The following is a 15,897-nucleotide window of genomic DNA, read 5'->3' as shown; positions in this document are numbered from 1 at the left end:
GAAAACCAAAACCAACTTCCAAACCCACAACCAAGACGAATTCAGTTCCCGCATCAAATCTGGTTTTGACCTGTGTGACCGGCAAATACACCAACAACTCCGAATTCAAGGGGTGGTACCCCGGAGTGCATTATCCGGGTGTCTGCCGCAGGGATGCGGCAGCCAAGTCTCCAGGGATGGATTCACGACGTCCCGGATAACGTGCTCCGTGGTGACGCCTTTGCACCGAACCCGGTTTTGACCTGTGTGAACACCAAGCCAACCAGCAACACTGAATTTAACGGGTGGCAGCACAGAACACGTTAGCCGAGTGTATGCCGCAGGGATGCGGCATCCAGGCTTGCGCTAATGCTGCGCAACATATCAAAGTTAACATTACGCACTACGGCGTCTCGGATAAGGCACTCCGGGGTGACACCTTTGCACCGATTCGGTTTTGACCTGTGTAAATGCCAAACCCGCCAACAACGCTGAATTTAATGAACGGCATCCCGGAATGCCTTAGCCAGGTGACTGCCGCAGGGATGCGGCAGTCAGGCTTCCATGTATGGATTCACGACGTCCCGGATAACATGCTCCATGGTGACGCCTTTCTACCGAACCCGGTTTTGACCTGTGTGACTTTAATGCTCACCAACAACGATGTACCTGAAGGTTGGTGCCGCAGAGCACGTTAGCCGGGTTGCTGCCGCAGGGATGCGGCAGTCAGGCTTCCATGTATGGGTTTACGGCGTCCCGGATAACGCGCTTCGTTGTGATGCCTTACCACCGCACCCGCTTTAACCTTTTATCACGGTTTTGGGACGACGCTTACCGCCGTCCAGTGTTTTGCTTTCCAGAAACAGTCTCCGCATTCATTGCACCCTCTTCCCCCTTTTCACTTTCCTTGCGCAACTTTTACGATTTCTCTTATCAAGTCTTCTGCCACAGCGACCGATAACCGTACTGGTCTGTTACAAAGGAAATAGCGATGACGACAATCAATACCAACTCCACCACTTCAATTGGCTCCGGAGGCTCAGGGGGCGGGTCAACTTCTCAGATTGCCAGCCTTAACAAGCAGATTACTCAGCTACAGAATAAGCTGAAGTCGCTGGCGATGGATAACACGCTGACAACGGAGCAAAAATCTGAACAGCAACAGCTGATTGAAAGCCAGATGCAGCTGATTGAGGCGCAGATAGCGCAGATTGAGCAACAGCAGGCTGAGAAAGCGCAAGAGCAGCAGAGTAACAATCAAGCTGAAACGGCCGTCACTGCTAAACCAGGTGATGGCGTTAACCGTCCAACGGCAAGCAATGCGCTGGATGTGTATATTTAAAACGCTGGGGTGATCTCCCGTTGCTGCGTCAGCAGGGCAGCCTGCTGACGCACTTCCTGCCAGATAGCCTCTGCGGCGGGCGTCAGCGAACGATTTTTCCGTCTTACCAGCATGATAGTTCTGTTGATCTCCGGCACCATCCGCCTGACCAGCAACGGTCTGCCCTGTGGCAAGGGAAGTGCAAGCGCCGGTAAAATACTGATGCCAATCCCCGCTTCCACCATTGGGTAGAGCGTGGCGGGATGACCAATTTCCTGCACAATCTCCGCCTGAACCTGCTGCACCCGTAGTGCTTCATCAATCAGTACACGACTGCCGGAAGCGTAATCCTGTAAAACCAGCTGGCGCTTATTAAGCATATTCCAGTGAATTGTCTGTTGCGCCGCCAGCGGGTCATCCTGTCGGCACAGCAGTAAAAATGGCTCATCAAGAATGGCTTCACAGGCAAAATCTTCTACCGGCAGCGGCCCGATAACAATGCCGAAATCGACTTCAGCATTACGGATGCTTTGCAGTACCCACTGTTGCGGGCGGTCCCGCAACATCACTCTGATTTCCGGAAAGTGCACCTGACCCGCGGCGAGACACTGCGGCATAAGATGGGCTGAAATGGTCTGGCTTGCCGCGACACGCACAGTGCCACTTCTTTGCTGCCCATAGCTGCGTACGTCCAGTAAGGTAGTATTAAGCTCTTCCAGCAGCCTTTCAAGACGGCTGGCAAGCTGCTCGCCCGCTTCAGTCAGCAGCACTTCGCGCGTGGTCCTGTCCAGCAGACGAATACCCATCTCCCCTTCCAGCTCTTTAATACTGTGGCTGACTGCCGACTGGCTCAGCCCAATCAACTGCCCGGCCTGACTAAAGCTACCCTGATGGGCGACGGCGACAAAAACCCGAAGCTGTTTAAGCGTATAATTCATCTGATTTATTCATATATGTATTCAATAAATCAATTTTATTTCTAAACCCACCTGCCGCACAATAGCGATCATTATTTATTTAACCAGGCATTAACAATGGGCATTTTTCGTATTGATCCACTGATGTTGAAACTGATTATCACCGTGCTGCTGGCAACCTTTCTGCCTGCGCGTGGGCACTTTGTGGATTTCTTTGAATGGCTGACAACCGCGGCCATCGCGCTGCTGTTTTTTATGCATGGCGCAAAGCTTTCACGCGAAAAAATTATTGCTGGTGGCGGCCACTGGCGCCTGCATCTCTGGGTGATGTGCAGCACGTTTGTGCTGTTCCCAATACTCGGCCTGCTGTTTGTATGGTGGCATCCCCTGCCTGTTAGCGCGGAAATTTATACCGGCTTCCTCTACCTTTGTATTTTGCCAGCTACTGTTCAGTCCGCCATCGCCCTGACCTCCCTGGCGGGCGGAAACGTTGCCGCTGCCGTATGCAGCGCATCCGCCTCCAGCCTGCTTGGCGTCTTTATTTCCCCTCTGCTGGTTGGTCTGGTAATGAACGTACATAGCGATGCGGCCAGCGGCAACCTGGAGCAGATTGGTAAAATCATGCTGCAACTGCTGGTACCTTTCGTGCTGGGGCATATCTCACGCCGCTGGATTGCTGGCTGGGTAGAGAGAAACCGTGGACTGATTGGTAAAACGGACCAGGCTTCGATCCTGCTGGTGGTGTATTCCGCTTTCAGCGAAGCCGTGGTGAACGGCATCTGGCATCGCGTGGGCGCTGCTACTCTGCTCTATATCCTGGTGGGTAGTCTGGGGATCCTGCTTGTGGTTCTGGCTATCAATCTGCTGGTGGCGCGTCTGTTTAAATTTAACCGTGCGGATGAGATCACCATTCTGTTTTGCGGTTCGAAAAAGAGCCTGGCGAACGGTGTGCCTATGGCGAATATCCTGTTCCCCGCCGCATCTGTCGGGATTATTGTGCTGCCATTGATGATTTTCCATCAGGTACAGCTGATGGTCTGTTCCATGCTGGCACAGCGGTATAAAAAAGCGGGTGAGAAGCGGGCGGCAAAATTGCAGGAGGGCAAAGGCCCAGTGGTTGAGTCGCAGAAATCACTTCACTGATTAGTACCTGCTAACAGAAAACCAGCAAGGAGATCCCTTAGCTGGTTTTCCATTTTCTGAAGCGGCGGTTGAGTTTACTTAACGCTTTAACGGCTTAACAAGGCCTTCCAGCCCTTCGACCTTTATCGCCAGAGTAAGCTGTAACAGCTCCCCCAGATGACCCGCCGGGAATTCACCCTTGCGGGCGAACCAGAGCAGATACTCTTCCGGCAGATCGATAAGCGCCCTGCCCTTGTATTTGCCAAACGGCATCAGGGTGTTGGCAATTTCCAGCAGATTCTCTTTCTCCACTTTACTCGCCCAGCAAACGGATCATCTCCGCCTCATCAATGACTTCAATGCCCAGCTCCTGCGCCTTAGCCAGCTTGGAACCCGCCGCCTCGCCCGCTATCACCAGGTCGGTCTTCTTCGATACGCTGCCGCTGACTTTGGCGCCCAGCACCGTCAGGCGATCTTTGGCTTCATCGCGCGAGAGAATATTCAGCGAACCGGTAAGTACCACCGTTTTACCGGCAAACGGACTGTCGATCTCTTCCGCATTCACCACTTCCACCGCAGGCCAGCTAATGCCCGCCTCTTCCACCAGCTGACGGATAACCTCGCGGTTGCTCTCTTCATCCATAAAGTTTCGGACATGGCTGGCTACCACCTTACCCACATCCTGAACGGCAATGAGCGCATCGAGATCGGCGGCAATGATTTTTTCCAGCGAGCCAAAATGCGCGGCCAGGTTCGCGGCGGTCGCTTCACCTACTTCCGTGATACCCAGTGAGTAGAGGAAACGAGCCAGCGTGGTCTCTTTGGCTTTGGTCAGCGCGTTGACCACATTCTGCGCCGATTTCGGCCCCATGCGATCCAGCCCGGTAAGCTTGCCCGCCGTCAACGTGAACAGGTCTGCCGGAGTTTTGACGTACTCTTTCTCCACCAGCTGGTCGATGATTTTATCGCCCAGACCATCCACATCCATCGCCCTTCGGGAGACGAAATGTTTAAGCGCCCCTTTTCGCTGCGCGCCGCAGATCAAGCCGCCCGTACAGCGAGCCACCACTTCCCCTTCCACGCGTTCAACGTCGGAACCACAGACCGGGCAGTGCGTCGGGAAAACCACTTCCCTGGCATCCTGCGGGCGTTCAGAAGCCACCACACCCACCACCTGAGGGATAACGTCGCCAGCACGACGGATAACGACTCTGTCGCCAATGCGCAGCCCAAGACGATCGATCTCATCGGCGTTGTGCAATGTGGCATTACTCACCATCACACCCGCCACCTGAACCGGCTCCAGCCTCGCTACAGGCGTGATAGCGCCGGTGCGCCCCACCTGAAACTCGACATCACGTACTGTGGTCATCTGTTCCTGCGCCGGGAACTTGAAGGCAATCGCCCAGCGTGGCGCTCGCGCCACATAGCCGAGCTGCTCCTGGAGATCCTGCGAGTCGACTTTGATCACCACGCCATCAATATCAAAGCCCAGCGTGGCACGTTCCTGCTCAACCTGACGGTAGAAAGCCAGCACCTCATCACTGCTGTGACAGAGGCGAATACGGTCGCTTACCGGCAGTCCCCACGCCTTGAACTGCTGCAAACGCGCCATGTGGCTGCGTGGCATTTCGCCGCCTTCAAGCAGACCCAGACCGTAGCAGAAAAAGGTCAGCGGACGTTTAGCGGTGATGCGCGGATCGAGCTGGCGAAGTGAACCTGCGGCCGCATTGCGGGGATTAGCAAAAACTTTGCTGCCAGTGCGGCGTGCTTCCTCATTTAATGCTTCAAAACCAGCCTGCGGCATAAAGACTTCACCACGCACTTCCACGCGAGCAGGAATATTCTCGCCATGCAGGCGAAGAGGAATGGCGCGGATGGTGCGCACGTTAACCGTGATGTTCTCTCCGGTGGTGCCATCACCCCGCGTCGCCGCCCTGACCAGCAAGCCGTTTTCATACAGCAGGCTGACGGCCAGACCATCCAACTTCAGTTCACAGCAGAAGGTAATGTCGTCGCTGTTTTTCAGGCGGTCCTGCACACGCTTGTAGAAGGCAAGGTAACTCTCTTCATCAAAAGCGTTATCCAGCGACAGCATTGGCATCTCATGCCGTACCTGCTCAAACGCACCGAGCGGCGCGGCCCCCACCCGCTGGGTAGGCGAGTCCGGCGTAATCAACTCTGGGTGGGCCGCTTCCAGGTCGCGCAGTTCACGCATCAGCCGGTCATATTCAGCGTCCGGCACCTCAGGACTGTCCATGACATGGTACTGATACTCATGATGACGAAGCGTGGTTTGCAGCGCAGTAATTTTGTCTTGTAAGGATTCCATAGCGGCACCATAGAGATAAAAAACCCCCGACTGGCGGGGGTATTGAAAGGGGGAAGCTTACCTTAAGGCTCAACGCGTCAGGCGTTGGCCTCAATGACGTCACGAATACGGTTTTTATAGGTTTCCAGCTTCTGCGGCGTCATCATCCGACGCTCATCATCCAGTACCACGCCGCCGACATCATCCGCAATACGCTGGGCAGATTGCAGCATCAGCTTGAAGTTCTGATTCGCATCACCATAAGAAGGCACCATCATAAAGATAGAGACGCCAGGCGTGGAGAAGTCAGACATCTCGTCCGGGTTGAATGAGCCAGGCTTGACCATATTTGCCAGGCTGAACAGCACCGGGCCGCTGCCGGCAGGGCTGAGGTGGCGGTGGAAAATATTCATCTCACCAAACTGGAAACCTGCCTGAAGCACGCCCTGCAACAGTGCTTCACCATTCAATACGCCACCTGCATGTGCGCCCACGTGCAGAACCAGCACCGTTTCTTTCGCCCGTTCAGGCTTGGGCGCTACAGGCTGCGCCGCTTCAGGCGCAGGCTCTGGCTTAAATTCAGGTGCTGGAGCAACCTCTGGCTTCACGCCAGCCATATTCTCTACAGGCTGACGCGGTGCTTCTGGCTGCGGCTGACGAACCGGTTCCGGCTCCTCATGGAAATCATATTCCGGTTCAGGCGCATGCGGCAGCTCCCCGCCAAACAGCGGATCAAGCTCAGGCTGTTCATCAACGGGATGCTGATGACGCACCGGCTCAGGCTGAGCACGAGGTTTGGTTGGGCGCGGCGGCGCTTCATCAGCCCCAAAAGCAGGCGGAGAAACCGGCTCTTCTGCACGCGAATGTTTCACACGCACTTCACCTACGCCATCATCGGCGTCGTCAAATGCCTCTTCTCTATCCTGTTTTAAACGCTTGTGAGGGCGATCGCGAAAAACGGATGAGCGCTCTTTACGGCTGGTCCACAAGCCGTGAAGTAAAAGCGCTATTATGGCGATCGCGCCAACAACGATTAATATCAGACGCAAATCCTGCATCATTGTATTCTCTGTTGTTCCAATACCTTGCCACCGCGGCAAACTTTATCCTCTAACTGTATTTGCCCTGGATAACAAGTGCAAGTCCGTGCAGTATTTTCTGACAAATAAGCGTGTATCAACACGGTTTTTTGCTGTTTTTTCGTTCAAAAGCACACTGGTACGCGTAAATCACTGCGCTGCCGAAGCGTCTGTAAGGAGAAAATCAGGCCATGACCTCTAATTTCAACCCCAAATCCGGCAACGGCATACACTATTTTGCTCAAGGCTGGAAACTGATCCGGCTGCCAGGTATCCGCCGTTTTGTTATCGTGCCGCTGCTGGTTAATTTTCTGCTGATGGGGGGAGCCTTTATCTGGCTTTTCTGGCAACTGGGGCAGTGGCTCCCGACGCTGATGGCGAAAGTCCCCGACTGGCTGCAATGGTTAAGCTATTTGCTCTGGCCACTGACGGTGATTTCCATCGTACTGGTCTTCAGCTACTTCTTCTCTACCCTGGCTAACTGGATTGCCGCCCCGTTTTGTGGCCTGCTGTCGGAGCAGCTTGAAGCCCGTTTAACGGGAAAACCGCTGCCGGACAGCGGCTGGTCTGCTCTGGTCAGAGACCTGCCCCGCATCATGAAGCGTGAGTGGCAAAAGCTCGCTTACTACCTGCCCCGCGCCCTGATCTTACTGATACTCTACTTTGTGCCCGGGTTTGGCCAGACGGTGGCCCCTGTACTCTGGTTCCTGTTCAGCGCCTGGATGCTCTCTATTCAATACTGCGATTATCCGTTCGATAACCATAAAGTCAGCTTCCAGCAGATGCGCGCCGCCCTGCGTCGCAACAAAACTGACAATATGCAGTTTGGGGCGCTGGTCAGCCTGTTTACCATGATACCTGTTCTGAATCTGGCGATTATGCCGGTAGCCGTTTGCGGCGCGACAGCAATGTGGGTTGACCGTTATCGCGCAACGCTGGGACGGGTGAACTAAGGCCTTATGCCTTTTCATTTGCCCTTATTGCTGCTTAACATATATATATACGATTTCATCACTTCCTTGAAAAACTGAAGCGGGTATGCTCATAGCGTTTCCCAAATTTCACACAGTTAAGGACGGGCTATGAGTAAGATCTATGAAGACAACTCGTTAACAATCGGCCATACGCCGCTGGTTCGACTGAACCGCATCGGTAACGGACGCATTCTGGCCAAAGTGGAATCCCGTAACCCGAGCTTCAGCGTGAAATGCCGTATCGGTGCCAATATGATTTGGGATGCTGAGAAGCGCGGCATATTAAAGCCTGGCGTTGAGCTGGTGGAACCTACCAGCGGTAATACCGGCATTGCCCTGGCTTATGTGGCTGCGGCACGGGGTTACAAACTGACCCTGACCATGCCAGAGACCATGAGCGTGGAGCGCCGCAAGCTGCTGAAAGCGCTGGGTGCTAACCTGATCCTGACGGAAGGCGCTAAAGGGATGAAGGGCGCAATTGCCAAAGCGGAAGAGATTGTGGCGGGAAATCCGGACAAATTTGTTCTGCTTCAGCAGTTCAGCAACCCGGCAAACCCGGAAATCCATGAGAAAACCACCGGCCCGGAAATCTGGGAAGATACCGATGGCAACCTGGATGTCTTTATCTCTGGCGTTGGAACAGGCGGAACCCTGACCGGGGTTAGCCGTTATCTGAAAAATACTAAAGGAAAAAAGGATCTGATTTCCGTTGCGGTAGAACCTACCGACTCGCCGGTTATCGCCCAGGCGCTGGCTGGTGAAGAGATCAAACCCGGCCCGCATAAAATTCAGGGTATTGGCGCAGGTTTCATTCCGGGCAACCTTGAACTGAACCTGATCGATCGCGTAGTGGCTATTACCAACGAAGAATCTATCTCTACCGCCCGTCGCCTGATGGAAGAGGAAGGTATCCTTGCAGGGATCTCCTCCGGTGCTGCCGTTGCCGCCGCGCTGAAGCTCCAGGAAGAAGAAGAGTTCGCCAACAAAACGATTGTGGTGATTTTGCCCTCTTCCGGCGAGCGTTATCTGAGTACCGCTCTGTTTGCCGATCTCTTTACGGAAAAAGAGTTACAGCAGTAAGCTTACCGACCCGGATTTGTCTAAAAAAGCACCCAAACGGGTGCTTTTTTGTGGAGCAGGTCAAAGTTTTACCACGCTACAGATTGCTTTTACCCGTGGGTGTCTGGTATCAAAGCCACCATTATTTCGATCCGCAAAATTAATCGTACTGTGCGATGGATCAAGCTGAATCGATTTACTCATTTGGCGCGGCAGCCTAATTCGCGGCATAATGGGAAAAGGAAAGCGAGACGAAAGCGAGAAAGTGGCGCGGCCTCCTTCCTGCCTTTAAACAGCGCATTTTTTGGCGCGTCTTCGTACGCAGGCCAGCGCGACTCATCCAGGCTAAAGTCCTGTCACCAGGCTAGACTTTAGGTCGATAACATCTAACCAAATTAAGTTGGGGAAAAAGAATGTTCCAGCAAGAAGTTACTATCACCGCACCTAATGGCCTCCATACTCGCCCTGCTGCACAGTTCGTGAAAGAAGCGAAAGCTTTTGCATCAGATATCACCGTGACTTCTAACGGCAAATCAGCCAGCGCCAAGAGCCTGTTCAAACTGCAAACCCTGGGGCTGACTCAGGGAACCGTTGTGACACTCTCTGCTGAAGGTGAAGATGAGCAGAAAGCGGTAGAACATCTGGTTAAGCTGATGGCAGAGCTGGAATAAGCTCCTCTTCTCAGGCTGAGCCAGCCAACTGAATGCAGACATATTGATCGCGGACAGCACGTCCGCGTTGTTGCTTTCGTAGAGTACCTTCCAGTACAGAGTGGGGGCAGCCAGCGCGAGACGCTGGCAGCTGATAACGCTGGCTCGCTGAGTGGATTAGCCAACAGTTTCTGGGTTGATCGCCTCAGGTGATTACTAGTCATTAAAAAGGTAGGGTTATGATTTCAGGTATTTTAGCATCACCGGGTATCGCTTTTGGCAAAGCGCTTTTGCTGAAAGAAGATGAAATAGTCATCAACCGGAAAAAAATTGCTGCCGACCAGGTTGAGCAGGAAGTTCAGCGTTTTCTTGATGGCCGCACCAAAGCTGCATCGCAGCTTGAAGCGATCAAAATCAAAGCCGGTGAAACATTCGGTGAAGAGAAAGAAGCGATCTTCGAAGGCCACATTATGTTGCTGGAAGATGAAGAGCTGGAACAGGAAATCATAGCCCTGATTAAAGACGAGCTGGCTTCTGCCGATGCGGCAGCCTTCTCGGTGATTGAAGGTCAGGCTAAAGCTCTTGAAGAGCTGGATGATGAATACCTGAAAGAGCGCGCCGCCGACGTACGTGATATCGGTAAGCGTCTGCTGCAAAATATTCTTGGCCTGCATATTGTTGATCTCAGCGCTATCGCTGACGAAGTGGTGCTGGTGGCGAAGGATTTAACCCCTTCAGAGACCGCGCAGCTGAACCTCAACAAGGTGCTGGGCTTTATTACTGATTTGGGTGGCCGCACCTCGCACACCTCAATCATGGCACGCTCGCTGGAGCTGCCCGCCATCGTTGGCACCGGCAGCGTGACCAGCCAGGTGAAAAACGACGATTACCTGATTCTGGACGGCGTTAACAATCAGGTTTATGTGAACCCGACTCCAGAGCAGATTGAAGAGCTTAAGGCTATTCATAATCAGTATGTGACCGAGAAAAACGATCTCGCGAAGCTGAAAGATCTGCCAGCCATCACGCTGGACGGCCATCAGGTTGAGGTTTGCGCCAACATTGGTACCGTGCGTGATGTTGCCGGTGCAGAGCGTAACGGTGCTGAAGGCGTGGGCCTGTACCGTACCGAGTTCCTGTTTATGGACCGCGAGTCGCTGCCAACGGAAGAAGAGCAGTTCCAGGCTTATAAAGCGGTGGCGGAAGCGATGGGCTCTCAGGCCGTTATCGTGCGTACCATGGACATTGGCGGCGATAAAGACCTGCCCTATATGAACCTGCCAAAAGAAGATAACCCGTTCCTTGGCTGGCGCGCGATCCGCATCGCGATGGATCGTCCGGAAATCCTGCATGCCCAGCTGCGCGCTATCCTGCGTGCTTCTGCCTTCGGCAAGCTGCGCATCATGTTCCCGATGATTATCTCCGTTGAGGAAGTGCGTACCTTAAAAGCTGAGCTGGAGAAGCTGAAAGCGCAGCTGCGTGAAGAGGGCAAAGCCTTTGATGAAACGATTGAGACCGGGATTATGGTGGAAACGCCTGCTTCCGCGGCCATCGCCCATCATCTGGCTAAAGAGGTCGATTTCTTTAGTATCGGTACCAACGACCTGACCCAGTACACGCTGGCGGTAGATCGCGGCAACGATTTGATTTCTCATCTCTACAACCCGATGACCCCTTCCGTGCTGACACTTATCAAGCAAGTTATTGATGCGTCTCATGCTGAAGGCAAATGGACAGGGATGTGTGGTGAGCTGGCTGGCGATGAACGTGCTACACTGTTGTTATTGGGAATGGGGCTGGATGAATTCAGCATGAGTGCCATTTCTATCCCGCGCATCAAGAAAATTATTCGTAATACGAATTTTGAAGATGCGAAGGCATTAGCAGAGCAGGCTATGGCTCAACCCACCGCGGATGAGTTGATGAATCTGGTTAACAAATTCATTGAAGAAAAAACACTTTGCTGAAACCTGGAACGCTGGCCCAATAATACTGCTTAGGAGAAGATCATGGGTTTGTTTTCAAAACTTTTTGGCGATAAGTCAGATACCGCATCTGGAGCCATCGAGATCGTAGCACCGCTGTCTGGTGAAATCGTCAATATCGAAGACGTACCGGACGTGGTGTTTGCAGAGAAAATTGTTGGCGACGGTATCGCTATCAAACCTACTGGCAATAAAATGGTAGCGCCGGTTGATGGCACCATCGGGAAAATTTTCGAAACCAATCATGCATTTTCCATTGAATCCGACAACGGCATCGAGCTGTTTGTCCACTTCGGAATTGATACGGTTGAACTGAAGGGTGAAGGCTTTAAGCGCATCGCGGAAGAAGGCCAGAAAGTGAAAAAAGGCGATGTGGTTATTGAATTCGACCTGCCACTTCTGGAAGAAAAAGCGAAATCTACGCTGACGCCGGTTGTCATCTCTAACATGGATGAGATCAAAGAGTTGGTTAAACTGACAGGTTCTGTGGTTGTGGGCGAAACGCCTGTGATCCGCATCAAAAAGTAACGGCCTGTTGCGTATAAAAAAGCCCGCTGAGCAATCAGCGGGCTTTTTTTCGGCTTAACCTCAGACACAAACCAGCCCGAAAGCCAGCTCAGGAGGAGAGAGAAAGAGCCTGACGCAGGCTTAAGGGATCCGGTGAAAAGTCATGCAGATCAAGCTGCTGTTCCAGCTCGTTCAGATGGTCATTCATCACGCTCTGCGCCCGGATTAAATCCCCCTCTTTCAGCGCCTCAACGATGGCACCATGCTCGTCACACTGACATGAAGGCACATCATTACGCTGATAAAGGGCAACAATCAGCGAACTGCGAACCATCAGGTTAGCCAGAATTTCACTCAGCACTTTATTCCCGCTGATATCAGCAAGCAACAGGTGGAACCGGCTGAATTCACGAACGATATCGCGGCGATCCTGGTGGGCAATGGCCTCTTTTTCCGTTCTCTGCTGCGCTTCAAGCTCGCTGAGATGAACCGCCATCAGCTCCGGAGTGATACAGGCAATAATCGCGCTCTCAATGGCCCGACGGGCGGTGAAAATCTCTCGCGCCTCACGGGCTTCCGGCTTGGCTACCATCGCACCACGGTTTGGTTCAATGGTGACGATATGCTGTAACGCCATCCGCTGCAAAGCCGACTGAACGTGATTCCGGTTCGCCTCCAGTACCTCAACAATCTGCGCCTCAACCAACCGCGTTCCCGGTTTTAAACGATGCTGGGCGATGGCGAGGGACAACGCTTCAACAATGCGCTGCACTTCCTGTTGCTTAGTGGTTACTGATTTACTCACCCTTACCTCATGCACGTGACTGCTGACGATTTTAGCCATCAATAATAGCACTCTGCATCACTTATTAAACTACCCAGTGCGGCAGCCGGAGCGTCAGTTCCAGCCCGCCATGCTTGCCGTTAACCGCACTGACGTCGCCCTGATGCGCCAACAGAACTTTACGCACGATAGAAAGCCCCAGACCATAGCCTTTACCAGAAAGCGGGGAATTCACCCGCACGAAAGGGTCGAAAATGCTGGAGAGCTTATCCGCATCCACCCCAGGCCCCTGGTCAATAACGGTGATAGTCAGCCAGCCCTGCTCCTGCTTGAGAAAAATCCTGACCTGCTGCCCCTGAAGCGAGAAGCGCAACGCATTGCGCACTACGTTCTCAACCGCAGACCTGATCAGCTTGGCATCGCCTTTTACCGTGTACTCTCCCGCCTCGTCGGCGTAGAGCTGGATCTCCACGCCGGGCACCTGCGCTTCATAACGGGCATCATTGGTGACGGCCTCAAGCAGGCCAAGCAGGTCGAAATATTGCTCATCGGGCAGCGACTCATGCTCCGCGCGGGAGAGCGTCAGCAGTTCGCCAATCATTTTATCCAGCCGTCTGGCCTCTTCATCAATCCGATCCAGCGACTGGCCCACCGATTCCGGCGTCTGTCTTGCCAGCCCCGTAGCCAGCTGCAAACGCGCCAGCGGAGAGCGTAACTCATGCGAGACGTCATGCAGCAGCGCCTCGCGGGCCTGGACCAGCACCGAGAGCCGCTCAACCATCGCATCGAAATCCTGCGCCACTACCGACAGTTCATCATGGCGTTTGCGCATGGTGGGAAACAGCCGTACGGAAAGGTCGCCTTTAGAGACGCGGGCAAACCCTTCACGAAGCTGGCGCATTGGCCGCGTCAGGTTCCACGCCAGCAGCAGGCTGAACAGCAGACCGCCGCCGCCAGCAATAAACAGCATCGGCTCCGGGACGTTAAGGAAATTATGGCGATGCCCGACCATCATGCTGTCTGCACGCAGTCCCTGCACATCATACCTGAGCTGGTATTGCTGCCCGTCAGCCCCCGTCACCCACTCGATCACCTCTTTGGGGAAATCTCCCGGCCGTAAATTACGGCTCAGATCTTCTCGTGGCATCTCCTGCGGCGGCTTTGGCATCAGCTGAACAGAGAAAAAACGCCGGTCGTTATCTGACCAGTCGGCCATCATGTCGTTCAGCGCATCCATGCCGCCACGTTGCAATACGGAAACCGCAGAGGTCATTTGCAGATTGACGATGCGCCGCGCCGCCAGGTTTTCCGGCGGTTCGTGGTGCTTACCGTAAAGCGTGAAGCCCAGCCACAGTAGCTGGCTCATGATCAGAAATGTCAGCCAGAACCCCAGCAGGATTTTCCAGAATAACAGCCCGCTAAAACCGGCTCTCATCGGATACGATAGCCGATGCTGCGCACCGTTTCGATATTGATGGTGTCATGGGTCAGAGCCGCCAGTTTCTGGCGAATATTGCTGATATGCACATCCACGCTGCGGTCATAAGCTTCACGAGGACGCCCCAACCCTTTCTCAGACAGTTCATCTTTCGACACCACCCGATCGGGAGAACGCAGCAGCAGATCCAGCAGGTTGAATTCTGAAGCCGTCAGATCAAAGGGCTGTTTTTTCCACTCGCTGATGCGCGTGGCCGGGTTCAGCGTCAGGTCGCCCCAGCTGGCCAGCTCTTTACTTTCTACCATCATCGGCTGCTCTTCCACACGACGCAGTACGGCACGCAGCCTGGCCACCAGCTCCCGCGGATAACAGGGTTTGGGCACATAATCGTCGGCGCCCATCTCCAGCCCGATGACCCGGTCGATGTTGTCCCCTTTAGCGGTCAGCATAATCACCGGCAGGCGGCAGTTCTGGCGAACCTGACGCAGCACGTCGATACCGCTCATATCGGGCAGCATAATATCCAGGATCATCGCGTTATACTCTCCTGACAACGCCCCTTGCACACCCGCTTTACCGGTTAATACCAGCGAAGCATCAAATCCTTCAGCAATCAGGTACTGACTGAGCATGGTGCCCAGTTCGAGATCGTCGTCGACCAGTAAAATTTTCATGCAGTCTCTCTCAGTGATCCAACCGCTATTTTCACCTGTTGCTGAAACAATAGCAGCAGGTTTTACCCAATCCTTACAGTGTATCAGCAGGAAAAAGGGGCGGCAGCGAGGGGGTGAAAGATAAGCTGTTGAAAGCGCAGGCTGCAAACGGCAACCTGCGGGAAAAGAGAGGCTGGGAAGGTTAATAGACGCCAGTGGAGAGATAGCGATCGCCGCGATCGCAGATAATTGCCACCACGATGCTCCCCGGCTGCTCTTGTGCAATTCGCAGCGCTCCGGCAACCGCACCGCCGGAACTTACGCCGCAGAAAACGCCTTCCTGGCGCGCCAGTAGCCGCATGGTCTGTTCTGCTTCCTGCTGGGACATATCTATCACGCGGTCTACCAGATCGGGCTGATAGATACCCGGCAGATAGGCGGAAGGCCAGCGCCGGATACCCGGAATACTGCTGCCCTCTTCCGGCTGCAATCCTACAATCTGTACGCGGTCACTTTGCTCTTTCAGGTAGCGCCCTACGCCAGTAATGGTGCCGGTTGTCCCCATGCTGGAGACGAAATGGGTAAGTCGCCCGGCGGACTGCTGCCAGATTTCCGGCCCGGTAGTGGCGTAGTGGGCAAGCGGATTGTCGGGATTATTAAATTGATCGAGCACTTTACCTTCACCCCTGGCCTGCATCTCCAGCGCCTGGTCGCGTGCCCCTTCCATGCCCAGCTCACGGCTGATTAACACCAGCTCCGCACCATAGGCCCGCATCGCAGCCTGGCGTTCAACGCTCATGTTTTCCGGCATCAGCAGCTTCAGGGCGTAGCCTTTCATGGCGGCGATCATCGCCAGCGCAATGCCGGTATTGCCGCTGGTCGCTTCGATTAGCTGGTCGCCGGGCTTAATTTCACCCCGCAGCTCTGCCTGATGGATCATCGAATAAGCGGCGCGATCTTTTACCGAACCGGCTGGATTGTTGCCTTCCAGCTTAAGCCAGATTTCACTGCCGTTGTCAGGCCCCATGCGCTGAAGCCCAATCAGCGGCGTGTTGCCGATGGTGTTTTCTAAGGTTGTCACTGTGCGGTCCCAGGGATAGGCCAGAAAAGCTGGCAAT

At 54.0% G+C, this 15,897-nt stretch carries 15 protein-coding genes; 7 read left to right on the top strand and 8 right to left on the bottom strand.

Translation table 11 applies throughout. The features are described 5' to 3' along the window. Positions 1-970 precede the first annotated feature (970 nt). The gene (locus AAH450_RS00995) at positions 971-1,321 is read left to right on the top strand and encodes a FlxA-like family protein (protein WP_342908515.1); all 351 of its coding nucleotides are present in this window, start codon (positions 971-973) and stop codon (positions 1,319-1,321) included. On the opposite strand, the gene AAH450_RS00990 is transcribed toward AAH450_RS00995, so the two are convergent. Next, positions 1,318-2,238 (bottom strand): LysR family transcriptional regulator, encoded by a 921-nt coding sequence (locus AAH450_RS00990; RefSeq protein WP_342908514.1) that lies wholly within the window; start codon positions 2,236-2,238, stop codon positions 1,318-1,320. The genes AAH450_RS00995 and AAH450_RS00990 overlap by 4 nt on opposite strands. A gap of 96 nt (positions 2,239-2,334) precedes the next feature. On the opposite strand from AAH450_RS00990, the gene AAH450_RS00985 reads away from it, so the two are divergent. Further along, the gene (locus AAH450_RS00985; RefSeq protein WP_342908513.1) at positions 2,335-3,360 is read left to right on the top strand and encodes a bile acid:sodium symporter family protein; all 1,026 of its coding nucleotides are present in this window, start codon (positions 2,335-2,337) and stop codon (positions 3,358-3,360) included. Positions 3,361-3,438: 78 nt separating this feature from the next. Here AAH450_RS00985 and AAH450_RS00980 read toward each other — a convergent pair whose 3' ends face one another. The 3 genes from AAH450_RS00980 to zipA all read right to left on the bottom strand — a co-directional run bounded on the left by AAH450_RS00980 (position 3,439) and on the right by zipA (position 6,711). Then, positions 3,439-3,651, bottom strand: coding sequence for a DUF3820 family protein (locus AAH450_RS00980; RefSeq protein WP_342908512.1), 213 nt, complete (start codon positions 3,649-3,651; stop codon positions 3,439-3,441). A 1-nt stretch (position 3,652) separates the two neighbouring features. Next, positions 3,653-5,671 (bottom strand): NAD-dependent DNA ligase LigA, encoded by a 2,019-nt coding sequence (ligA, locus tag AAH450_RS00975; protein ID WP_342908511.1) that lies wholly within the window; start codon positions 5,669-5,671, stop codon positions 3,653-3,655. 77 nt (positions 5,672-5,748) lie between these two features. After that, positions 5,749-6,711, bottom strand: a complete 963-nt coding sequence (gene zipA / locus AAH450_RS00970; protein WP_342908510.1) for a cell division protein ZipA — start codon at positions 6,709-6,711, stop codon at positions 5,749-5,751. 209 nt (positions 6,712-6,920) lie between these two features. Between zipA and cysZ the strand changes: the two genes are divergently transcribed. The 5 genes from cysZ to crr all read left to right on the top strand — a co-directional run bounded on the left by cysZ (position 6,921) and on the right by crr (position 11,925). Beyond that, on the top strand, positions 6,921-7,682 hold the full coding sequence (gene cysZ, locus AAH450_RS00965; RefSeq protein ID WP_342908509.1) for a sulfate transporter CysZ: 762 nt from the start codon (positions 6,921-6,923) through the stop codon (positions 7,680-7,682). Between the two features lie 129 nt (positions 7,683-7,811). Then, entirely contained in the window at positions 7,812-8,783 is a 972-nt protein-coding gene (gene cysK / locus AAH450_RS00960; RefSeq protein WP_342908508.1) for a cysteine synthase A, read from the top strand. Between the two features lie 392 nt (positions 8,784-9,175). Next, a complete protein-coding gene (ptsH, locus tag AAH450_RS00955) occupies positions 9,176-9,433 on the top strand; it encodes a phosphocarrier protein Hpr (protein WP_004158914.1) in 258 nt (85 codons plus the stop codon). Between the two features lie 218 nt (positions 9,434-9,651). After that, entirely contained in the window at positions 9,652-11,379 is a 1,728-nt protein-coding gene (ptsI, locus tag AAH450_RS00950; RefSeq protein WP_342908507.1) for a phosphoenolpyruvate-protein phosphotransferase PtsI, read from the top strand. Between the two features lie 42 nt (positions 11,380-11,421). After that, on the top strand, positions 11,422-11,925 hold the full coding sequence (crr, locus tag AAH450_RS00945) for a PTS glucose transporter subunit IIA (protein ID WP_306211410.1): 504 nt from the start codon (positions 11,422-11,424) through the stop codon (positions 11,923-11,925). An 88-nt stretch (positions 11,926-12,013) separates the two neighbouring features. Here the strand turns inward: crr and AAH450_RS00940 are convergent, their stop codons facing one another. The 4 genes from AAH450_RS00940 to cysM all read right to left on the bottom strand — a co-directional run bounded on the left by AAH450_RS00940 (position 12,014) and on the right by cysM (position 15,860). Beyond that, complete coding sequence (locus tag AAH450_RS00940) at positions 12,014-12,709, bottom strand: GntR family transcriptional regulator (RefSeq protein WP_342908506.1); 696 nt, start codon at positions 12,707-12,709, stop codon at positions 12,014-12,016. Between the two features lie 64 nt (positions 12,710-12,773). Next, complete coding sequence (locus AAH450_RS00935) at positions 12,774-14,123, bottom strand: ATP-binding protein (protein WP_342908505.1); 1,350 nt, start codon at positions 14,121-14,123, stop codon at positions 12,774-12,776. Then, positions 14,120-14,800 (bottom strand): response regulator transcription factor, encoded by a 681-nt coding sequence (locus AAH450_RS00930; protein WP_342908504.1) that lies wholly within the window; start codon positions 14,798-14,800, stop codon positions 14,120-14,122. Before AAH450_RS00930 ends, AAH450_RS00935 begins: the two co-directional genes overlap by 4 nt. 181 nt (positions 14,801-14,981) lie before the next feature. After that, positions 14,982-15,860: a cysteine synthase CysM gene (gene cysM / locus AAH450_RS00925; RefSeq protein ID WP_342908503.1), complete on the bottom strand. Its 879-nt coding sequence runs from the start codon at positions 15,858-15,860 to the stop codon at positions 14,982-14,984. Positions 15,861-15,897 lie beyond the last annotated feature (37 nt).

This window comes from Erwinia magellanica (genome assembly GCF_039023495.1).
Lineage (GTDB): Bacteria > Pseudomonadota > Gammaproteobacteria > Enterobacterales > Enterobacteriaceae > Erwinia.
This window is presented reverse-complemented; position numbering and strand designations above follow the sequence as displayed.

Coding starts and splice junctions, on each gene's coding strand:
- AAH450_RS00995 (WP_342908515.1), top strand. CDS start 971: ATGACGACAATCAATACCAACTCCACCACTTCAATTGGCTCCGGAGGC.
- AAH450_RS00990 (WP_342908514.1), bottom strand. CDS start 2,238: ATGAATTATACGCTTAAACAGCTTCGGGTTTTTGTCGCCGTCGCCCAT.
- AAH450_RS00985 (WP_342908513.1), top strand. CDS start 2,335: ATGGGCATTTTTCGTATTGATCCACTGATGTTGAAACTGATTATCACC.
- ligA (WP_342908511.1), bottom strand. CDS start 5,671: ATGGAATCCTTACAAGACAAAATTACTGCGCTGCAAACCACGCTTCGT.
- zipA (WP_342908510.1), bottom strand. CDS start 6,711: ATGATGCAGGATTTGCGTCTGATATTAATCGTTGTTGGCGCGATCGCC.
- cysZ (WP_342908509.1), top strand. CDS start 6,921: ATGACCTCTAATTTCAACCCCAAATCCGGCAACGGCATACACTATTTT.
- cysK (WP_342908508.1), top strand. CDS start 7,812: ATGAGTAAGATCTATGAAGACAACTCGTTAACAATCGGCCATACGCCG.
- ptsH (WP_004158914.1), top strand. CDS start 9,176: ATGTTCCAGCAAGAAGTTACTATCACCGCACCTAATGGCCTCCATACT.
- ptsI (WP_342908507.1), top strand. CDS start 9,652: ATGATTTCAGGTATTTTAGCATCACCGGGTATCGCTTTTGGCAAAGCG.
- crr (WP_306211410.1), top strand. CDS start 11,422: ATGGGTTTGTTTTCAAAACTTTTTGGCGATAAGTCAGATACCGCATCT.
- AAH450_RS00935 (WP_342908505.1), bottom strand. CDS start 14,123: ATGAGAGCCGGTTTTAGCGGGCTGTTATTCTGGAAAATCCTGCTGGGG.
- AAH450_RS00930 (WP_342908504.1), bottom strand. CDS start 14,800: ATGAAAATTTTACTGGTCGACGACGATCTCGAACTGGGCACCATGCTC.